The 16,818-nt window shown below is 72.8% G+C and carries 17 protein-coding genes; 6 read left to right on the top strand and 11 right to left on the bottom strand.

Annotated features, from left to right (window positions below; genetic code table 11):
- Window positions 1–166 precede the first annotated feature (166 nt).
- Window positions 167–1,564 carry a glycosyltransferase family 4 protein gene (locus ABZS42_RS23910; protein ID WP_355148747.1) on the top strand — a complete coding sequence of 466 codons (1,398 nt, stop codon included), beginning with the start codon at window positions 167–169 and terminating at the stop codon, window positions 1,562–1,564.
- A gap of 341 nt (window positions 1,565–1,905) precedes the next feature.
- Here the strand turns inward: ABZS42_RS23910 and ABZS42_RS23905 are convergent, their stop codons facing one another.
- From ABZS42_RS23905 to ABZS42_RS23890, 4 genes are all read right to left on the bottom strand, one after another.
- Window positions 1,906–3,189 (bottom strand): citrate synthase, encoded by a 1,284-nt coding sequence (locus tag ABZS42_RS23905; protein ID WP_355148745.1) that lies wholly within the window; start codon window positions 3,187–3,189, stop codon window positions 1,906–1,908.
- 158 nt (window positions 3,190–3,347) lie between these two features.
- Window positions 3,348–5,324, bottom strand: coding sequence for a sulfatase-like hydrolase/transferase (locus ABZS42_RS23900; protein WP_355148827.1), 1,977 nt, complete (start codon window positions 5,322–5,324; stop codon window positions 3,348–3,350).
- Between the two features lie 166 nt (window positions 5,325–5,490).
- Entirely contained in the window at window positions 5,491–6,915 is a 1,425-nt protein-coding gene (locus tag ABZS42_RS23895; RefSeq protein ID WP_355148743.1) for a class I SAM-dependent methyltransferase, read from the bottom strand.
- A 12-nt stretch (window positions 6,916–6,927) separates the two neighbouring features.
- A complete protein-coding gene (locus tag ABZS42_RS23890; protein WP_175649291.1) occupies window positions 6,928–7,077 on the bottom strand; it encodes a hypothetical protein in 150 nt (49 codons plus the stop codon).
- A 187-nt stretch (window positions 7,078–7,264) separates the two neighbouring features.
- Here ABZS42_RS23890 and ABZS42_RS23885 point away from each other — a divergent pair, with 187 nt between their 5' ends.
- Entirely contained in the window at window positions 7,265–7,666 is a 402-nt protein-coding gene (locus tag ABZS42_RS23885) for a VOC family protein (RefSeq protein ID WP_355148741.1), read from the top strand.
- A gap of 22 nt (window positions 7,667–7,688) precedes the next feature.
- On the opposite strand, the gene ABZS42_RS23880 is transcribed toward ABZS42_RS23885, so the two are convergent.
- The 4 genes from ABZS42_RS23880 to ABZS42_RS23865 form a co-directional block, all read right to left on the bottom strand.
- The gene (locus tag ABZS42_RS23880) at window positions 7,689–8,378 is read right to left on the bottom strand and encodes a helix-turn-helix transcriptional regulator (RefSeq protein WP_355148739.1); all 690 of its coding nucleotides are present in this window, start codon (window positions 8,376–8,378) and stop codon (window positions 7,689–7,691) included.
- 70 nt (window positions 8,379–8,448) lie between these two features.
- Complete coding sequence (locus ABZS42_RS23875; protein ID WP_355148825.1) at window positions 8,449–9,915, bottom strand: HAMP domain-containing sensor histidine kinase; 1,467 nt, start codon at window positions 9,913–9,915, stop codon at window positions 8,449–8,451.
- A 25-nt stretch (window positions 9,916–9,940) separates the two neighbouring features.
- The gene (locus ABZS42_RS23870) at window positions 9,941–10,681 is read right to left on the bottom strand and encodes a response regulator transcription factor (protein WP_355148823.1); all 741 of its coding nucleotides are present in this window, start codon (window positions 10,679–10,681) and stop codon (window positions 9,941–9,943) included.
- 79 nt (window positions 10,682–10,760) lie between these two features.
- Window positions 10,761–10,991, bottom strand: coding sequence for a hypothetical protein (locus tag ABZS42_RS23865; protein WP_355148737.1), 231 nt, complete (start codon window positions 10,989–10,991; stop codon window positions 10,761–10,763).
- A 206-nt stretch (window positions 10,992–11,197) separates the two neighbouring features.
- On the opposite strand from ABZS42_RS23865, the gene ABZS42_RS23860 reads away from it, so the two are divergent.
- Entirely contained in the window at window positions 11,198–12,142 is a 945-nt protein-coding gene (locus ABZS42_RS23860; RefSeq protein ID WP_355148735.1) for a serine/threonine-protein kinase, read from the top strand.
- A 154-nt stretch (window positions 12,143–12,296) separates the two neighbouring features.
- A complete protein-coding gene (locus ABZS42_RS23855; RefSeq protein ID WP_355148733.1) occupies window positions 12,297–12,722 on the top strand; it encodes an OsmC family protein in 426 nt (141 codons plus the stop codon).
- An 8-nt stretch (window positions 12,723–12,730) separates the two neighbouring features.
- Here ABZS42_RS23855 and ABZS42_RS23850 read toward each other — a convergent pair whose 3' ends face one another.
- Complete coding sequence (locus ABZS42_RS23850) at window positions 12,731–13,594, bottom strand: endonuclease/exonuclease/phosphatase family protein (RefSeq protein ID WP_355148731.1); 864 nt, start codon at window positions 13,592–13,594, stop codon at window positions 12,731–12,733.
- A gap of 381 nt (window positions 13,595–13,975) precedes the next feature.
- Between ABZS42_RS23850 and ABZS42_RS23845 the strand changes: the two genes are divergently transcribed.
- Window positions 13,976–14,827: a hypothetical protein gene (locus ABZS42_RS23845; RefSeq protein WP_355148729.1), complete on the top strand. Its 852-nt coding sequence runs from the start codon at window positions 13,976–13,978 to the stop codon at window positions 14,825–14,827.
- Between the two features lie 23 nt (window positions 14,828–14,850).
- On the opposite strand, the gene ABZS42_RS23840 is transcribed toward ABZS42_RS23845, so the two are convergent.
- Together ABZS42_RS23840 and ABZS42_RS23835 are read right to left on the bottom strand one after the other, a co-directional pair.
- Window positions 14,851–15,375, bottom strand: a complete 525-nt coding sequence (locus tag ABZS42_RS23840; RefSeq protein ID WP_355148727.1) for an ATPase — start codon at window positions 15,373–15,375, stop codon at window positions 14,851–14,853.
- A 185-nt stretch (window positions 15,376–15,560) separates the two neighbouring features.
- Window positions 15,561–16,007, bottom strand: a complete 447-nt coding sequence (locus ABZS42_RS23835; protein ID WP_355148725.1) for a response regulator — start codon at window positions 16,005–16,007, stop codon at window positions 15,561–15,563.
- Window positions 16,008–16,290: 283 nt separating this feature from the next.
- On the opposite strand from ABZS42_RS23835, the gene ABZS42_RS23830 reads away from it, so the two are divergent.
- Window positions 16,291–16,755: an STAS domain-containing protein gene (locus ABZS42_RS23830; RefSeq protein ID WP_355148723.1), complete on the top strand. Its 465-nt coding sequence runs from the start codon at window positions 16,291–16,293 to the stop codon at window positions 16,753–16,755.
- The last annotated feature ends 63 nt before the right edge of the window (window positions 16,756–16,818 follow it).

Below are 16,818 nucleotides of genomic sequence, written 5' to 3'. Positions count from 1 at the left end.
TCAGGTGTCGTCCATCACCTTTGGCCTTTTTCGGGATGCGAGCCACGGCCGGATGGCTTTTCCTGGTTCAGGGACCCGCACGCACCCGCGCCTCGATCCCGCCCAACACCTTGCCTACGCCGCCATCGCCGCCGGCGCGTACGCCTCTGCCTGGACGGAGACAGATGTGACGACCCTGCGGGTCGGCGAGCAGCTCGCCATCGCCCCGGACCGAACCTGCCGGCCCACCCTGACCCGGTCCCAGATCCCGCAGCCCGGCGGTCCCGGAATGCCGCCACCGACGCGACGCATCCTGATGCTGTCCTGGGAGTACCCGCCGGTGCTCGTCGGCGGCCTCGGCCGGCACGTCCACGCCCTCTCCGTCGCCCTCGCCGCCGCCGGCCACGACGTCACAGTCGTCACCCGCCACAGCGACGGCGCCCCACTCGAGGAGTACGCCGACGGCGTCCGCATCATCCGCGCACCCGAAGACCCCGTCACCTTCCCCCTGGCCACCAACAGCCTCCTGGCCTGGACCATGGCCTTCAACCACACCCTCACCCGCGCCGCCCTACGCGCCACCGAAGCCGACGACTACGACGTCATCCACGCCCACGACTGGCTCGTCGCCCACACCGCGATGACGTTGCGCGAGCACCTCGACATCCCGCTCGTCACGACCATCCACGCCACCGAGGCCGGCCGGCACCAGGGCTGGCTGCCCGAGGAGATGAACCGCACCATCCACGGCGTCGAACACTGGCTCAGCAACTCCTCCACACGGGTCATCGCCTGCTCGGGCTACATGCGCGACCAGGTGACCGGGCTGTTCGCAGTTCCCTCCACCCGGGTCGACGTGGTGCCCAACGGTGTCGAGGCGCACCGTTGGGCGGCACCCCGGGCCGCGGTCTCCGCCGCCCGGGCGCGGTTCGCCGGGGACGGCCCGCTCGTCACCTTCGCCGGCCGGTTGGTGTACGAGAAGGGCGTGCAGGACCTGCTCGCCGGGGTTCCCCGGCTGCGGGAGCTGCACCCGCAGCTGCGGGTGGTGATCGCCGGGGACGGCCCCTACCGGGGTGAACTGGAGGCCGACGTACACCGGCTGGGGCTCGGCGATGTGGTCGACATGCCCGGCTTCCTCGGCGGCGAGCTGCCCGCGCTGATGGCCGCGTCGGACTGCTTCGTCGTACCGAGCATCTACGAGCCGTTCGGAATGGTGGCCCTGGAGGGTGCGGCGGCCGGGGCGCCGCTCGCGGTCGCGGCGACCGGCGGGCTCGCCGAAATCGTCGAGCCGGGCGTCACCGGTATGACGTTCCGGCCGCAGGACCCGGACGGGCTGGCCGAGGCCGTCCACGCGCTGCTCGCCGACCGGGACCGGGCGCGCGCCCTGGCCCGGCGGGCCCGCGCGATGGTGCACGAGCAGTACGGCTGGTCGGCGATCGCCCGACGCACCGCCAGCTCGTACGTGGCCGCCATCGCCGGCGGCCCCGCGTTCGCGGCGGAGCGTACGGCCCAACGCATGACGGCGGGCCGAACACTGCCGCCCGTACCCGCCCGCAACCTGCTCGCCGCCGCCGGCCTGCGCTGAGGCCCCCGCCCGACGCCCCGACGCCGCACCCGGTCGCGGCCCCGGCACCGGACGGGGTGCGGCGTTGGGCGCGGGGCGTGGGGCGCGCGGCGTGCCTCCCGGGGCCTCGATACCGCTGCGTGGCGCCTTTGGAGCTGAATCGCCTACGACATCATCGCCGATCCGTTTACGACATCAGCTCCAAAGGTTGCCGACCCCGAAGACCGCCGGCCCCGAACCCCGAACCCTGAGCCCCGAACACGACAGTTCAGCGCCGAGGCGGCGCCCGAATCCGGTACGACAGGCGACAGGCCGCCGACCCTCGCTGGGTCGGCGGCCTGTCGATGGTGCCGGAAGGCGGATCAGCGCTCGGCGAGCGGCAGGAACGCGCGCTCCGGAGAGCCGGTGTAGACCTGCCGCGGGCGGCCGATCTTCGTCTCCGGGTCGTTGATCATCTCGCGCCACTGGGCGATCCAGCCGGGGAGGCGGCCCAGGGCGAAGAGCACCGTGAACATCTTGGTCGGGAAACCCATGGCCTTGTAGATCAGGCCGGTGTAGAAGTCCACGTTCGGGTAGAGCCGGCGGGACACGAAGAAGTCGTCGGCGAGGGCGATCTCCTCCAGCTGCATCGCGATGTCCAGCAGCGGGTCCGGCTTGGCCATCCGGCCGAGCACGTCCTGGGCGGCCTTCTTCACGATGGCGGCGCGCGGGTCGTAGTTCTTGTAGACCCGGTGGCCGAAGCCCATCAGCTTCACGCCGTCCTGCTTGTCCTTGACCTTCTGCACGAAGCTGCGGACGTCGCCACCGTCGGCCTTGATGTGCTGCAGCATCTCCAGCACGGCCTGGTTGGCGCCGCCGTGCAGCGGGCCGAAGAGCGCGTTCACGCCGGCCGAGACCGAGGCGAACAGGTTCGCGTTGCTGGAACCCACCAGCCGGACCGTAGAGGTCGAGCAGTTCTGCTCGTGGTCGGCGTGCAGGATGAACAGCATGTCCAGCACCTTGGCGACCACCGGGTCGACCTCGTACGGCTCGGCCGGAACGCCGAAGGTCAGCCGCAGGAAGTTCTCCACGTAGCCCAGGGAGTTGTCCGGGTAGAGCAGCGGCTGCCCGATCGACTTCTTGTAGGCGTACGAGGCGATGGTGGGCACCTTCGCCATCAGCCGGACCGTGGAGATCTCCACGTGCTCCGAGTCGAACGGGTCCAGGCTGTCCTGGTAGAAGGTCGAGATCGCGCTGACCGCGGAGGAGAGCACCGCCATCGGGTGCGCCTCACGCGGGAAGCCGTCGAAGAACCGACGCATCTCCTCGTGCAGCAGCGAGTGGCGCCGAATCCACTCGGTGAACTCGGTCAGCTGCTGCTCGGTCGGCAGCTCACCGTAGATGAGCAGGTACGAGACCTCCAGGAAGGAGGACTTCTCGGCCAGCTGCTCGATCGGATAACCGCGGTAACGCAGGATCCCCGCGTCGCCGTCGATGTAGGTGATCGCGGACGAGCAGGCCGCGGTGTTCACGAAACCGGGGTCGTACGTGGTCATCCCGGTTTCTTTCAACAGCTTGCTCACCCCGATACCGGCGGGCCCTTCGACCGCGGTGCGCACCGGCATCGACAGCTGGCCGCCGGGGTGATCGAGCTTGACTTCCGTCATCTGGTTCCTCGCTTCGCCGGCATATCTTCATTGAATTGCCTTCGCTTTTACCGTAATCGCGGTTCCGGGGACACCACCTACGGTGGTTCCGGGGTGAGGTATGCGTCACCCGATTCCCGACCGTCCGGATCGGGAAACCGACGAAGCGAGCGGACGGATCAGGAGAGGGCGAGCAGGCGCAACCCGCCGTCGGCGGCGATCTGGTAGACATCGAGGCGGTTCTGCCCGGCGCGGAAGAGCTGGTCGTCGGCGAGCAGGGCGGCGAACCGGCGGCCACCCGGATCGGAGGGCACCACCGGCACGACCGCGCCGACGCGCCCGTTGACCGCCACCGCGAGCAGCGTGCCGTCGGGGACGGTGTCCGGGACGGTCCCCCAGATCAGCGCCGGCAGCGTTCCGGTGTCGGGGTCGACGGAGCGGAATCCGGCCAGGTCCGCGACTCGGGCCGAGCCGCCACCCGGCGGGTGCTCCGCCACGGTCGTACCGACCAGCGGGTGTACGGCCGGCAACGGCGGTGGCTTCGGCACCCCGTCCGGGATGGGTGTCGGCTCGCCCGGACGGTCGTAGAAGTGCTTCTGCCCGGCCGGTCGCGGGGTGGCCCGGGCGGAGCGTCCGTCGACCCGCCACGGGATCCGGACACCCGCCTCGTCCGCCATCGTCGGTAGCAGGTCGACGTGCTCCCAGTTGCGGTCGTCGATCCGGCCGGTGCGTTGGCCGGGCTCCTTCACGAACAGCGGCACCCAGGCGACCTCGCCGGGCGCCGCCTTGATGGCGTCCATGCCACGGCCCTGGAACCCCTGGGTGAAGCTCACCCCGTGGTCGGCGGTCACCACCACCATCGCCTGGTCGTAGAGACCGGTGGCGCGCAGCGTGCGCAGCGTCTCCCCGATCAGCCGGTCGGTGTAGCCGAGCTGGGCCAGGTGCCGCTGCCGGGCCAGCTCCACCCAGCCGGCGCCCTCGTTCGGCAGGTCCTCCGGCCCGTCGTAGCGGGCCCCGGAGGGCAGGAACGCCCACGGCGAGTGCGGCATCAGCAGGTGCAGGAAGTGCAGCGTGGGGCGGGGTGACGGCTTCAGGCCGGCCAGGAAGCTGGTGAACCGGGCGGGCTGGTTGTCGTCGAGGCTGTCCCACCGGAACTTCGGGTCGTCGGGGATCAGCTCCGCCGCGTCCAGCCCGGCCTCGGCCGCGGTCTGTTCCCGGTAGGAGTCCTCCGGATCGATACGGCTGTCCCGCGGCGCGGTGATCTGGCCGAGCAGCTTGCCGGTCTCCCGCACCAGCACACCGAGTCCCTGCTCGGGCGCGACCGGCTGCTCGCAGCGGCTGGGCGGGCAGAGCCGGGTGATGCTCTCCTCGGCGCGGATGTCGTACAGGCCGCCGAAGGCGGTGAAGAGGTTCTCCGGGTACTGCGAGTAGTGCGGTGCGGCGTCGTGCGCCGGATAGCGACCGGTGAGCATGGCCGGCAGCGCGTACGGCGTCCACCCGCTGACGCCCGTGGCGTCGCGGTACCAGGTGGATCCCGCGGCCAGCTCCGCGAAGTGCGGGAACCGCTTCGCGTCGACCCGGCCGTCCGGGCCCAGCAGCGAGACCAACGGCAGTTCGTCGAGGACCAGCATCACGACCGGCGGGTGCACGGAGGTGGCCGCGGTGCCGGTCGCGCCGTCGGCCGAACGCGGCAGCACCAGCACCGAGGTGGGTGAGACGAGCAGGAACAGCCCCACGAACGCCAGCGGTCCGGCGGCTGCCACCCGCAGTACCCGGCCCGGCGCCCGCCACCGCCGGTGCGCCGCCGCGCCGGCGACCCCGACCGCCGCGGCCACCAGGAGCAGCGGTACGCCTCGCAGCGGCAGGACGTGCCGCCCGACCTGCACGGCGAGCGCGGCGACCAGCAGCCCGACGAGCAGCGTGTGCGTCACCGAACGGGCGACCCGTCCGGCCAGCCGGGTGAGCGCGCCGAGCAGCGCCAGCGGCACGGTGGGCGCCACCGCGATCAGCGCGACCAGCAGCAGCACCTGCACCCGGTCGGCCCGGTGGAACAGGAAGAAGTCGGGGCTGCGACCGAGCACGTCCAGCAACGGCTGGGTCACCACCAGCCCGACCAGCGCCACGATCTCCAGCAACCGGCCCAGCTCGGAGCGCAGTCCGGCCGCCCAGCGACCACGACGGGCGCCCGCCGCGTCGCCATCGGCCGGTTCCGGCCCGGCCGCCGGGGTGCGGTCCCCATCGGCCGCGATGCTCGCCGGCGCTGCCACAGTAGGCGGCTCGGGGTCGCCGTCGGGCCCGGGCCGGGATGCGGTTGTGGGCGGCTCAGCCACCCACGACCGCCGTGTAGAGCGTGCGGGTGCCTGAGGGCAGCTCCTCCCGCCGGGCGATGTGGCAGCGCTGCGCGAGCAACCGCTCGAACTCCGCCCGCCGGTAGTCGGGGAACAGCCCCTCGGGCTTGTTGGCCAGCAGCCGCCGGGCCATCGGGTCCTCGGGATGAACGAACTCCACGACGATCCGCGCGCCGGGGGCGCACAGGTCGGCGAGCCATGCCACCACCTCGGGCAGCGGCACGTTCCGCCCGATCGCCAGGTGGTGCACCACAGCCAGCGCGAGCACCACGTCGGCGCTCGCCCGATCGGCGAAGGAGGCCCGTTCCACACCGCGCCACCCGCCACCCGGCGACGGATCGGCGAGGTCCATCACCAGCGGCAGAATCCGCCGCTCCCCCTCCGCCCGCAGCGCCCGGTAGAGCGTGTCCACCACGGCCGGGTCCTGTTCGACGGCGACCACCTGGTCGGCGTAACGGGCGGCGAGGCGTGCGTACCGGCCGTCGTTGGCACCGAGATCGAGCACGAGACGCGGGCGGGGCCCGTCGGCGAGCGCCACGGTCACGAACCGCTCCTTGCCGGCCCGATCCTGCTCGGAGTAGCCGCAGGTGCGCTGGTAGTCGACCCAGTGGCTGGCCGCCGGAGGGCGGTCGAGCCGGCGTACCAGCTTCTCGATGCCGCGTACGGTGGCGAGCGCGAGCTCTCGGGAGTATCCGGCGGCGCGCAGCTGGGCGCGGACGTCGGTGGTGGTGGCCTCCGCATGCCGGTTCTGCATCGCGGCGTGCAGGTGCAGGTGGGTCGGCACGCCGGGCAGCAGCCGCCGGAACCCGCGGAACAGCGGCCGCACCGCCTCGGCCTCGATGCCGTCCACCCGGGCCCGCAGCCAGGGTTGGAAGTCCACGCCGAGGTGCGCGGTGAGCAGCAGCGGGTAGAGCATGGTCTGGCAGAACTGCCGATAGCCCGCCCAGGGTTCTCCGTCGCGGACCGGCTCGAACGAGCCGACATCGATGAAGACCGGCTCGCTGCCGCGCCACTGGAGGTTGTACGCCGACCCGTCCTTCGTCGTGAATCCGGCGGGCAGCGCCGCGCGCAGGATCTCGAGGTGCAGCAGCGCGGCGTCGCGCAGCATGGCGAAGGACCACTCGTAGGGGTGCGAGACGAACGGGATGCGTTCGTGTCGCAGCACGGTGGCCCAGCGCATGTCGCCGGGCACCCGGGCCGGCTCGACCGGCTCGGTGCCGCAGACCTTGCCGGCGGTGAGCAGGGCGGTGAAGAACTCGGTGCCGGCCAACGCCCGCCAGTGCTCGGCCGCCTGCGCGTCGAGACCGCGAAGCACGTCGTCACCGACGTGGAAGACCCGGTTGGCCGGGTCACGGAACGAGCCGGGTTCGGGCCGTACGCCCGCCGGGGAGATCGCCATGTCCGGCCCGGATCAGCGGTGGTCGGTGGGCTGCCGCCGGAACCGGTCGACGAGTCTGCGCCAGTACAGCTTGGCGGCCACCGCGGCGCCGGCCACGCCGCCGACCACCGCCTGCACGATGAGGCTGCCGGATCCCGCGTCCAGATAGGCCAGATGGGACACCAACCGCTCCTTTTCCTCGCCGTCACGACCGGCGTCCCGGAAAGGCAACGCTCGGGGCATTTGATCCGGAAGGCCGCTTTCCTGTCACCGTACGCCGATCACCGTCCTCGTGCGGCCACACCGGCCACCCCGGGCGCGTCCGTTTCGTTCAAGACACCCGACGGGGGGACTTCCTATCGTCGGGGCCATGACACCTCGATTCGACCTGATCGGCCTGGTCACCACCGACATGGCCCGGACGCTGGACTTCTACCGCCGCCTCGGCCTGGACATCCCGGCCGGCGCCGAAACCGAACCGCACGTGGAGGTGGCCCTGCCGGGCGGCCTCCGGATCGCCTGGGACGACGTGACGACGGTTCGCTCGTTCGACCCGGACTGGACGCCGCCGATCGGCAGCCCCCGGATCAACCTCGCCTTCCGCTGCGCCGACCCGGCGGAGGTGGACCGCTGGTACACCGAGCTGACCGAGCTCGGCCACCACGGTCGGCTGAGGCCGTGGGACGCCTTCTGGGGGCAGCGGTACGCCGTGCTGCACGACCCGGACGGCAACGGCGTCGACCTCTTCGCCCCGCTGCCCGCTGCCGGTTGACCCTACGACGTGGACGGGCCGGTCAGCCGGCGGCGAGCAGGGCGGCCGGCGGCGCCCCGGCCAGCTCCCGCACGTCCCGGGTCAGGTGCGCCTGGTCGGCGTAGCCGCACCGCGCGGCCACCTCGGCCAGCGGCGTACCGGACCGGGCCACGGCCAGCGCCCGGCGCATCCGCAGGATCCGGGCGAGGGTCTTCGGGCCGTACCCGAACAGCTGCCGGCTGCGGCGGTGCAGGGCGCGGGGGCCGAGCCCGACCTCGGCGGCGATCGCGGCCACCGGCAGGCCGGCCGCCGCGGCGGCGGCGACCCGGGCGCCGAGCGGATCAGGTCCACCGGCGGCGCGCAGCCGCCGCGCCACGAGCTCCAGCAGCACCGACGCCGCGTCGGCGGACGCCCGCTCGGTCAGGCCGGCGACCACCCGCTCTCCCCACAACGCGGCGAGCGGCACCCGGGCGTCGCGCAGCTCGTCGGCGGGCACACCGAGCACGGCGGGACCGACGCCGGGCGGCAGACGCAGTCCCGTCCACCGCTCCCCCGGGGCGCTGACGCTCAGGAACGCCGTCCGGTCCGGACCGGCCACGAGCAGCCCGGCGCGGCTGGACCAGAGCAGGTCCACGCAGCCGTCCGGCAGTACCCGGCTCTCCCGGGCGTCGCCCCGGTCGGCGCTGGTCCAGAGGATGCTGCCCGCGATGCCGGCCGGACGTTCCCGGTACATGCCTGCCAGGCTGCCACGTCGGGCCGCCGGCGGCGAACCGCCCCCCCGTCCGAGCGACGCCGTACGCGGGCTACCCGTCGGCCGTGCGGTTCGGCAGGCGCACGGTGAAGACCGTACGGCCGGGACGGCTCCGCACGCTGACCGTGCCGTGGTGCGCCTCCACGACGGCAGCCACGATGGCCAGGCCAAGGCCGGTGCTGCCGTTGCCGCGCGACCGGGAGCTGTCGCCGCGGGCGAACCGCTCGAAGATCTCCGCCTGCAACGATTCGGGGATGCCGGGTCCGTCGTCGGCCACGCCGAACACCGCCGCGTCCGGCTCGGCGCGCAGGGTGGTGGTGACCGTGGTGCCCGGCGGCGTGTGTACCCGCGCGTTGGCCAGCAGGTTCGCCACCACCTGGTGCAGCCGGGCGGTATCGCCGGAGATGGTCAGCGGCTCGTCGGGCAGATCGAGCTGCCACCGATGCTCCGGCCCGGCCACATGCGCGTCGCTGACCGCGTCCACAACGAGCGCCGTGAGGTCCACCGGCTCGGCGACGAGGGGCCGCCCGGAATCGAGCCGGGCCAGCAGCAACAGGTCGTCGACGAGGCTGGTCATGCGTGCGCTCTCCGACTCGACCCGGCGCAACGCGTGGGCCACGTCGGGCGGTACCTGGTCGTGGCCCCGCCGGGCCACCTCGGCATATCCCCGGATCGCCGCGAGCGGGGTACGCAGCTCGTGGCTGGCGTCGGCGACGAACTGCCGGACCCGGGTCTCGCTGGCCTGCCGGGCGGTGAGGGCCGCGGCGACGTGGCCGAGCATCCGGTTCAGCGCGGCACCCACCTGGCCCACCTCGGTACGCGGATCGGTGTCCCCGCCGGGCACCCGCACCCACAGCGCGACCTCTCCCCGGTCCAGCGGCAGCTCGGTGACCCGGGCGGCGGTGGCGGCGACCCGGTTCAGTGGGCGCAGGGCCGCCCGGACGATGAGCGCGCCGAGACCAGCGGCGATCAGCAGCCCGACGGTCACCACCCCGGCCTGGGCGACGACCATCCACATGACCGTCTCCTCGACCCGGGTGAGCGGGATGGCCACCGCGAGCACATGCCCGCCGGTCACCTGCCGAGCCACCGCCCGGTAGTCACCGCGGGCGCCGAGGTCGACCGTGTGCGGACCGTCGCCGGCGCGCAACCGCGTCAGCGGACCCACGTCCGAGGCGGGAACCGCTTCGACGCGGCCGCTCTGCGCCTGGGTGCCCGCCGTCGCGACGCCGTCGACCACACACACCGCCAGGGACCCCGGCGGGAATCCGCGCGGTGGCTCCGGGACGCGTGCCGCGGGGCCGCACTGCGCTCCCGGCCACGGTGGCTGGGAGCCCTCACGGAACCAGGGCGACGCCCCGCCCGGGCGGCGGTCGCTCATGGCGAGTTGGCTGTCCACCTGGCCGATCAGGAAGTGGCGCAGCGCCAGCGTGGTCAGGCTGCCGATGCCGATGCTGACCAGGGCGAGCAACGCCACCACGGAGACCACCAGCCGGCGACGCAACGGCCAGCCGGCCAGCCGGCCGGCGAGCCGCCGGCGCGGATCAGTCCGCCGGCCGGAGGACATACCCCGCGCCGCGCAGCGTGTGGATCATCGGCTGCCGACCGACGTCGATCTTCTTGCGCAGGTACGAGATGTAGAGCTCGACGACGTTGGCCTGCCCGCCGAAGTCGTAGTTCCAGACCCGGTCGAGAATCTGCGCCTTGCTCAGCACCCGGCGCGGATTCCGCATGAGGTAGCGCAGGAGTTCGAACTCGGTAGCGGTGAGTGTGATCGACTGGTCGCCCCGGCGTACCTCGTGGCTGTCCTCGTCCAACGTGAGATCGCCGACGGTGAGCACTGCGGCTTCCCGGACGGCGACGGCGAGGCCGGATCGGCGCAGCAGCGCCCGCAGCCGGGCGATCACCTCTTCCAGGCTGAACGGTTTGGTGACGTAGTCGTCCCCGCCGACGGTCAGGCCGGCGATCCGTTCCTCGACGGCGTCGCGAGCGGTGAGGAAGAGCACCGGGACGGTGGGTGCGTGCTCCCGCAACCGACGGAGCACCTGGAAGCCGTCCAGGTCGGGCAGCATCACGTCGAGCACCACCGCGTCCGGCTCGAACTGCCGGGCGGTGGTCACCGCCGCCATCCCGTTGTTCGCACTACGTACCTGCCAGCCCTCGTAGCGCAGCGCCATCCCGAGCAGGTCGGTCAGCGTCGGTTCGTCGTCGACCACCAGCACCCGGACCGGTTCGCCGTCCGGGCGGTGCAGCTCGATGCGGCCAGCGGCCGCGTGCCCTTCCATGACCATGCCCCCCATCGTGGGCGGCGTTCCTGAGTCCATCTTCTGCGGAACCTGTGTGCCAGCTGTGGGCGGCGGGCCGTCACTCGCTGACACCGAGGGGGTCGGTACGCACGTAGCGCATGGTCCAGGCACCGGCAGCGTCCGGTTGTTCACGTTCGTAGAGATGCTCCGCGACAGCTCCGACCGGTTCGTCGCCGCGCGGATGACGCATGATCCACCGCGGGGGCGGACCGCCGTCCGGCCCGGCCGGCAGCGCGCGCACCAGGTCGTGGGCGGGTCCGCCGATGAACCGTACGCTCACCTCGCCCATCGCCGCCCCCTCGGTGACCGCGCCGGCACGCAGGGTGAAGCCGGCTCCGGCTCGGAAGCTACCGCACTTCTCGCGGCGACCGCAGCCGGCCCGCGGCGACGATCCCGAACCGCTCCGGCACCGGCCCCGGTTTGCGCTGTTCGGCGGTCGGGTACCGCGACCGGAGGCGCCCACTGGCGGGCGACCACGGAGACGAGGAGCCGCCGATGCGCACGCTGGACGGGCGGTACGAGCTCGAACAGCGCATCGGCGTAGGCGGGATGTCGGAGGTGTGGCGCGCCCACGACGTGGTCCTGGACCGGCCGGTCGCGGTGAAGGTGATGTCGCCGGGCCAGGACGCCTCGGTGGAGCGGATCCGCGCGGAGGCCCGGTCGGCGGCCCGGCTGGTCCACCCGAACGTGGCGAGCGTGCACGACTTCGGCACCTGCGTGACGGCACCCGGCCGGCAGACGCCGTACATCGTGATGGAGCTGGCGGAGGGCGAGACGCTCGCCGTGCACCTGAGCGCCGGACCGCTGGACTGGCGGATCGCGGTACGGGTCTGCGCGGAGGTCTGCGCCGCCCTGGCTGCGGCACACGCCCACGGCATCGTGCACCGCGACGTGAAGCCGGCGAACGTCATCCTCACCCCGGCCGGCGCGAAGGTGCTCGACTTCGGCATCGCCACCTCGACCGGCGCCGTCGACCCGACACCGGACGGGATGCTGGTGGGTACCCCCGCGTACCTCGCCCCGGAGCAGCTGGACCGGGTGCCGGCCACCCCGGCGGCCGACATGTACGCCCTCGGCGTCCTGCTCTACTACTGCCTCAGCGGGCGGTTGCCGTACGAGGCGGACAGCGCCACGCAACTGCTCGACCCACGCCGGCGGGAATCGCCGCGGCCGCTGCCGGAGATCGCGGGACTGCCACCGGAGGTGGCGGAGCTGTGCCACCGCTGCCTGACCGAGGAGCCGGGCGCGCGGCCGAGCAGCCTCGTCGCCGCGCTGCTGCTGGCCGAGGCGGTGGACGCTCGGGTGTACGCGCCGTTGCAGCTGTCCCCGGCCCCCCGGCGCAGCCCTGCGACGGTGTCCCCGTGGAGCGAACGGGCCGCCGCGCAGGTGACCGAGGCCGCCCTGGCCGTCGGGCGGTCCGGCCAGCTCGCCGAGCGCTGAGACTCCCGTACGCCCGGTCGGCGGCTCGCCCGCCGGCGCGCGAGCCCGGCCGACCGGCACGCCGAGGGGCTCACGGCGCGGCGGTCGGCGTGTCAGCGACGGTTTCACCGGTCGAGGGTCGGGTAGCCGGGCGCTGAGGAACGGGAGGAACGCCATGCCGGACCCAAGTTCATGGCTGCATGAGGCCGCCGCGACCGCCGAGGGCGGCCACGTACGCACCGACGACGGGGGGCTCTCCACCGCACTGGCGTCCCCACTGGCCGCGCACTGCACGGGGCTGCGTCCCGAGCAGCTGCTGGCCGCGGCGTTCGCGTCCTGCCTGCACCACGCGGCGGTGGAGGCGGCCGGCCGGATCACCGACGAGGCGCACACCGTGCAGGTGCGGGCCGAGGCGAAGCTCGGACGCGACGACGACGGGCGCTACCGGGCGGACGTCCACGCGTCGATCTCCTCGGCGGGGCTGACCCGGCAGCAGTTGGCCGACCTGGTGGAGCACGCCGACGAGCTCTGGCCGTTCTCCAGCGGAGACAACAGCCGGCACCGGCTCACCGTCAGCCCTGCGGAGAACGGCCGCCGTTGAGCAGTCCGCTACCAGCGGAAGCCCGCGGTCACCGCGCGGTGGTCGCTGTCGGGCGTGCGCAGCACCCCGGCCGAGGTCGCGGTCAGGCCCCGGTAGAGGACATGGTCCGGGCGGGTCACCGGGACGGCGGCGGGCCAGGTGAAGCCGAACCCGCGACCGGCGTCGGCCTGCGCGTCGTCGAGCAGCCGGGCGAGCGGGAGGAACATCCGGTCGGTGCTGGCCGTGTTCAGGTCGCCCAGGACGATCAGACGCCGGGCCGGGTCCGCGCGCAACCGGTCCGCCAGGGCGTCGAGTGTCTGGTCCCGGGTGGTGGTGTCGCCGGCCCGCGCCGAGCCGAGGTGCACCACGTACACCGTCAGTTCGCCGCCCGGCGCGGCGACCACGGCCCGTAGCGCCCTGGTCCAGCCCAGGCCGGTGTCGACCCCGGCCCGATCACGGATCGGGTAGCGGCTGTAGAGCGAGACCGTGGAGACGGTCGCCCGGTGCGGGTAGTCGTGACCCAGGACGGCGTCCACCCGGTCGTCCCCGGTCACCTCCTGCAGGGCGATCAGATCGGCGCCGGACGAAGCGAGGGTACGTATGGTGGCCGCCGGGTCCGGGTTGCCGGCCCGCAGGTTCTGGCTGGCGACGCGCAGCGCCGCGGCACCCTGCGCCGGGGTGGAGCGGAGCCAGGCGCCCGCGTAGAGCGCCGCCCAGACCGTGGCGGGCAGCAGCACGGCGACCAGAGCGAGGCGGGAGCGGCGCAGCAGGGCGGCGAGGGCGAGCAGTGGGACGCCCACGCCGAGCAGTGGGGTGACGCTGTCGACGAGGCTGCCGAGGCCCTGGACGTTCGGTATCGCGCGGTGTCCGGCCAGCACGGCGGCGAGGAGCACGGCGGCGCCGGCGAGGAACCGGCCGCGCCGGCCGCCGCGGGGTGCGACCCTCCACCGCCGGCCGCGGTTCGACCCCGAGGCGCGGGAGGCATCGACCGCTGCCGCGGGTGGCCCGCTAGACCCATCACTTGACTGGCTGTTCGGCCTATCAGCGGATCGGCTGTTCAGTGGAGGTGAAGTGTGGTCCCGCCCCACTTTGCCAAGATCACCCATCTGCCCTGCTCATGTCGTCATTACGGTCATGGCAGGAATACCCGGAACGAACGTTTCGTCACCTTCTTGGCCGCTCGACCACAATGACCACTCGGATAGTGGCAAATTGTGGCGCATGCCACCAACCAGGCAGGTGGCAGGCGACGCTCGAGTTTCTAGCCTCGGCGGGTGCATCCCGACGACCCCTCCGCCCAGGAATTGACCAACCGCGACACGGCGACCTGTCCGACCGATAGTGCATCCTCCGAACGGATGAACGGGCGACATCGCGTGCCGGAAACGCCCCGCCGCACCGTGCGCACACTGCTGACCTCGACGCCCATGCGGATCGCCCTCGCCACCGGTGTCACCTGCTGCCTCGGCCTCGCCACCTACGCCGGCACCCGCAGCGACACGGACGACCGGAGCGAGCCGTCGGCCGAGGCGGTGGCGGAGCGGGCGGCGTTGGCCGACGAGCGCGCCTCCCGGTCCCTGGAGCGCACCGCCCCCTCCGCCCCGGCCAGCCCCAGCCCCAGCCCGAGCGCGACACCCAGCCCCACGGTGACGATCAAGAAGGCGGTGAAGAAGCCGAAGAAGCCGGCGAAGCCACGACCCGTTGCCGGGCTCACGCAGGCACAGATGGACAACGCGAAGATCATCGTCGACGTCGGCCGCCAGCTCCACGTCCCCAAGCGGGGTCTGATCGTCGCCCTGGCCACGGCGATGCAGGAGAGCAACCTCTACAACTACGCCAGCGGCGTGCTGCCCGAGTCCCAGAACTACCCGCACCAGGCCATCGGCTGGGACCACGACTCCGTCGGGCTGTTCCAGCAGCGGCCCAGCAGCGGCTGGGGCACCGTACGGGACCTGATGCGTCCGGCGTACGCGGCGAAGGTGTTCTACCTCGCCCTGCTCGAGGTGCCCGGCTGGCAGGACATGGCCCTCACCTACGCAGCCCAGTCCGTGCAGATCTCCGCGTTCCCCGAGGCGTACGCCCAGCACGAGGAGCGCGCGACCACCGTCGTCGACGCGCTCACCTGACGGCGTCGGCGCGCCGGGCCCCGTCAACGCCCGCCCGGCGGCTCGGTCACACCCGCCACCCCCGCCCGGGTCGCGGGCACCCCTGGACCGGTCGCCCCTGCGGCCGCGGTAGGCGTATCGGCGGGCACCGGCTCGACGCTCACCCCGCCGAGCAACTCGTCCACCCGCGTCACACGCCGTCGGCGGGCGTGCAGTGCCGCCTCGAACTCCCGGCGCGCCTGAACCGCCTCGGCGTACGCCCGCTCGCGCACCCGCTGTGCCTCCTCACGCGCCGCGTCGAGTTCGAACCGTGCCCGCGCCAGGATCTCGGCCGCCTCCCGCTGCACCTGCCCGACGGCGAGTCCCACCACCGCGGCGTCGTCCGGGTCGAGCCGGCGCAGCAGGCCGCAGAGCCCCGTCGCCTCCTGCCGGATCCGGTCCCACTCCCGGCCGGCCCCGGCGGCGCTCTCCGCCCACGCCGCGAGCCGGGTCAACCGGACCGCCAGCTCATCGAGGCAGGCGTCCACCTGCCGCTGGTCGTAGCCGATCTCAACGACGGAGAACCTCATGCTGTCGCCCCCACGCAGCCGGAAACCCTTCCCCTTCTGGATCCTCGGCCGTGCCACGTGCCACCGCCGGGCTTCGGGAAAATTGTTCAGCATGCGAGCGCCGCCGTGGACCGCGGTGACACGCACGGCGAAGGCGCGCGGGCGAGGGACGCGGCGTGGACGAGGCGAGGCGACCCGGACCGCCGTCAGGGGCGCTTGGGCAGCACCACCACGCGCCCGAAGAACTCGTCGATGCGGTGCACCACGTCGTTGAAGTCGTCGAGGTCGATCGGCTTGGTGACGTACGCGTTGGCCTGCAGCGTGTAGCTGCCGATCACGTCCGTGTCCGCGTTGGAGGTGGTCAGCACCACGACCGGGATGGTGCGCAGATCCTCGTCCTGTTTCACCGCGCCGAGCACCTGCCGCCCGTCCATCCGGGGCATGTTCAGGTCGAGCAGGATGACGTCCGGACGCACGGCCCCGGTGTGCCGGCCTTCCCCCCGGAGGAACTCCATCGCCTCCTGGCCGTCGCTGACCACGTCGATGACCTTCTCGACCTCGGACTCCTGGAGAGCCTCCTCGATCATGAGGACGTCGCCCGGGTCGTCGTCCACCACGAGGATGCGGACCGGGTTCGGGCTGTCTACGCCCATGAGCAACCTGCCTCTGGTCTGACGGGAACGGGACTTCACGGTCACGTCCTGGCGGGGAAATCTAGCGGATCACGGGGCGATCCATGACAGCCGGGTCGATCGGTTCCGGCGGACAGGGGCGCAACGCTTGCAGCGAGGCAAGTATAGGCACCGGTGATCAGGTGACTGATCGCGTCAGCCCCACTCCCCCGAGTTGACGAGACCGTCGGCTGCTGCCGGGCGGTGGCTCCGACCGGTTGTTACGATCGCCTCGATCCGGCCGACCGGCAGCCTGTGGAAAGGCGTGAACGTGGTACTCCACGGGCGGACACCCGAGACGACACCCCTGAGCCTGACCGTCGACCGCTCGAACCCGGCGGCGCCGCTGATCCGGGTCGGTGGGGATCTCGCGTACACCACCGCGGGACCGCTCCGCGAGGAGATCGATCGGCTGCTCGCCGGCGCCCCGCCCGCCGTCGTCCTGGACTTCGCCGACCTGCTCTTCATCGACAGCACCGGGCTGGCCGTGATCGTGCACGCCTGGCGGCAGGGCCAGGAGGCCGGCACCGCGCTCGAACTACACACGGTTCCCCGGTTCCTGGGCACGATCCTGGACATGACCGGCGTCACCGGCCTGCTGGGCCGGCCGGCACCACAGCGCCGCCCATCGGCACAGAGCCGACCGTCAGCGCAGACCCAACCATCGGCGCAGAGCCGGCCGTCAGCGCCTGGCCGGCCGGAGAGTGGCCGGCCCACGGCCACCGCCTGAGCGCGAAACGCACGGCGGCACCGAATCCGGGACCCCGGCGCCGGGCCGCCCCGGTGGAGGGGC

This window comes from Micromonospora sp. NPDC005367, assembly GCF_040606825.1.
Taxonomy (GTDB): Bacteria; Actinomycetota; Actinomycetes; order Mycobacteriales; family Micromonosporaceae; genus Micromonospora.
The sequence above is the reverse complement of the archived record's forward strand: the minus strand, read 5'-3'. Positions and strand labels throughout refer to the sequence as shown.

Coding starts and splice junctions, on each gene's coding strand:
- ABZS42_RS23905 (WP_355148745.1), bottom strand. CDS start 3,189: ATGACGGAAGTCAAGCTCGATCACCCCGGCGGCCAGCTGTCGATGCCG.
- ABZS42_RS23895 (WP_355148743.1), bottom strand. CDS start 6,915: ATGGCGATCTCCCCGGCGGGCGTACGGCCCGAACCCGGCTCGTTCCGT.
- ABZS42_RS23885 (WP_355148741.1), top strand. CDS start 7,265: ATGACACCTCGATTCGACCTGATCGGCCTGGTCACCACCGACATGGCC.
- ABZS42_RS23880 (WP_355148739.1), bottom strand. CDS start 8,378: ATGTACCGGGAACGTCCGGCCGGCATCGCGGGCAGCATCCTCTGGACC.
- ABZS42_RS23870 (WP_355148823.1), bottom strand. CDS start 10,681: ATGGAAGGGCACGCGGCCGCTGGCCGCATCGAGCTGCACCGCCCGGAC.
- ABZS42_RS23865 (WP_355148737.1), bottom strand. CDS start 10,991: ATGGGCGAGGTGAGCGTACGGTTCATCGGCGGACCCGCCCACGACCTG.
- ABZS42_RS23860 (WP_355148735.1), top strand. CDS start 11,198: ATGCGCACGCTGGACGGGCGGTACGAGCTCGAACAGCGCATCGGCGTA.
- ABZS42_RS23855 (WP_355148733.1), top strand. CDS start 12,297: ATGCCGGACCCAAGTTCATGGCTGCATGAGGCCGCCGCGACCGCCGAG.
- ABZS42_RS23840 (WP_355148727.1), bottom strand. CDS start 15,375: ATGAGGTTCTCCGTCGTTGAGATCGGCTACGACCAGCGGCAGGTGGAC.
- ABZS42_RS23835 (WP_355148725.1), bottom strand. CDS start 16,007: ATGGGCGTAGACAGCCCGAACCCGGTCCGCATCCTCGTGGTGGACGAC.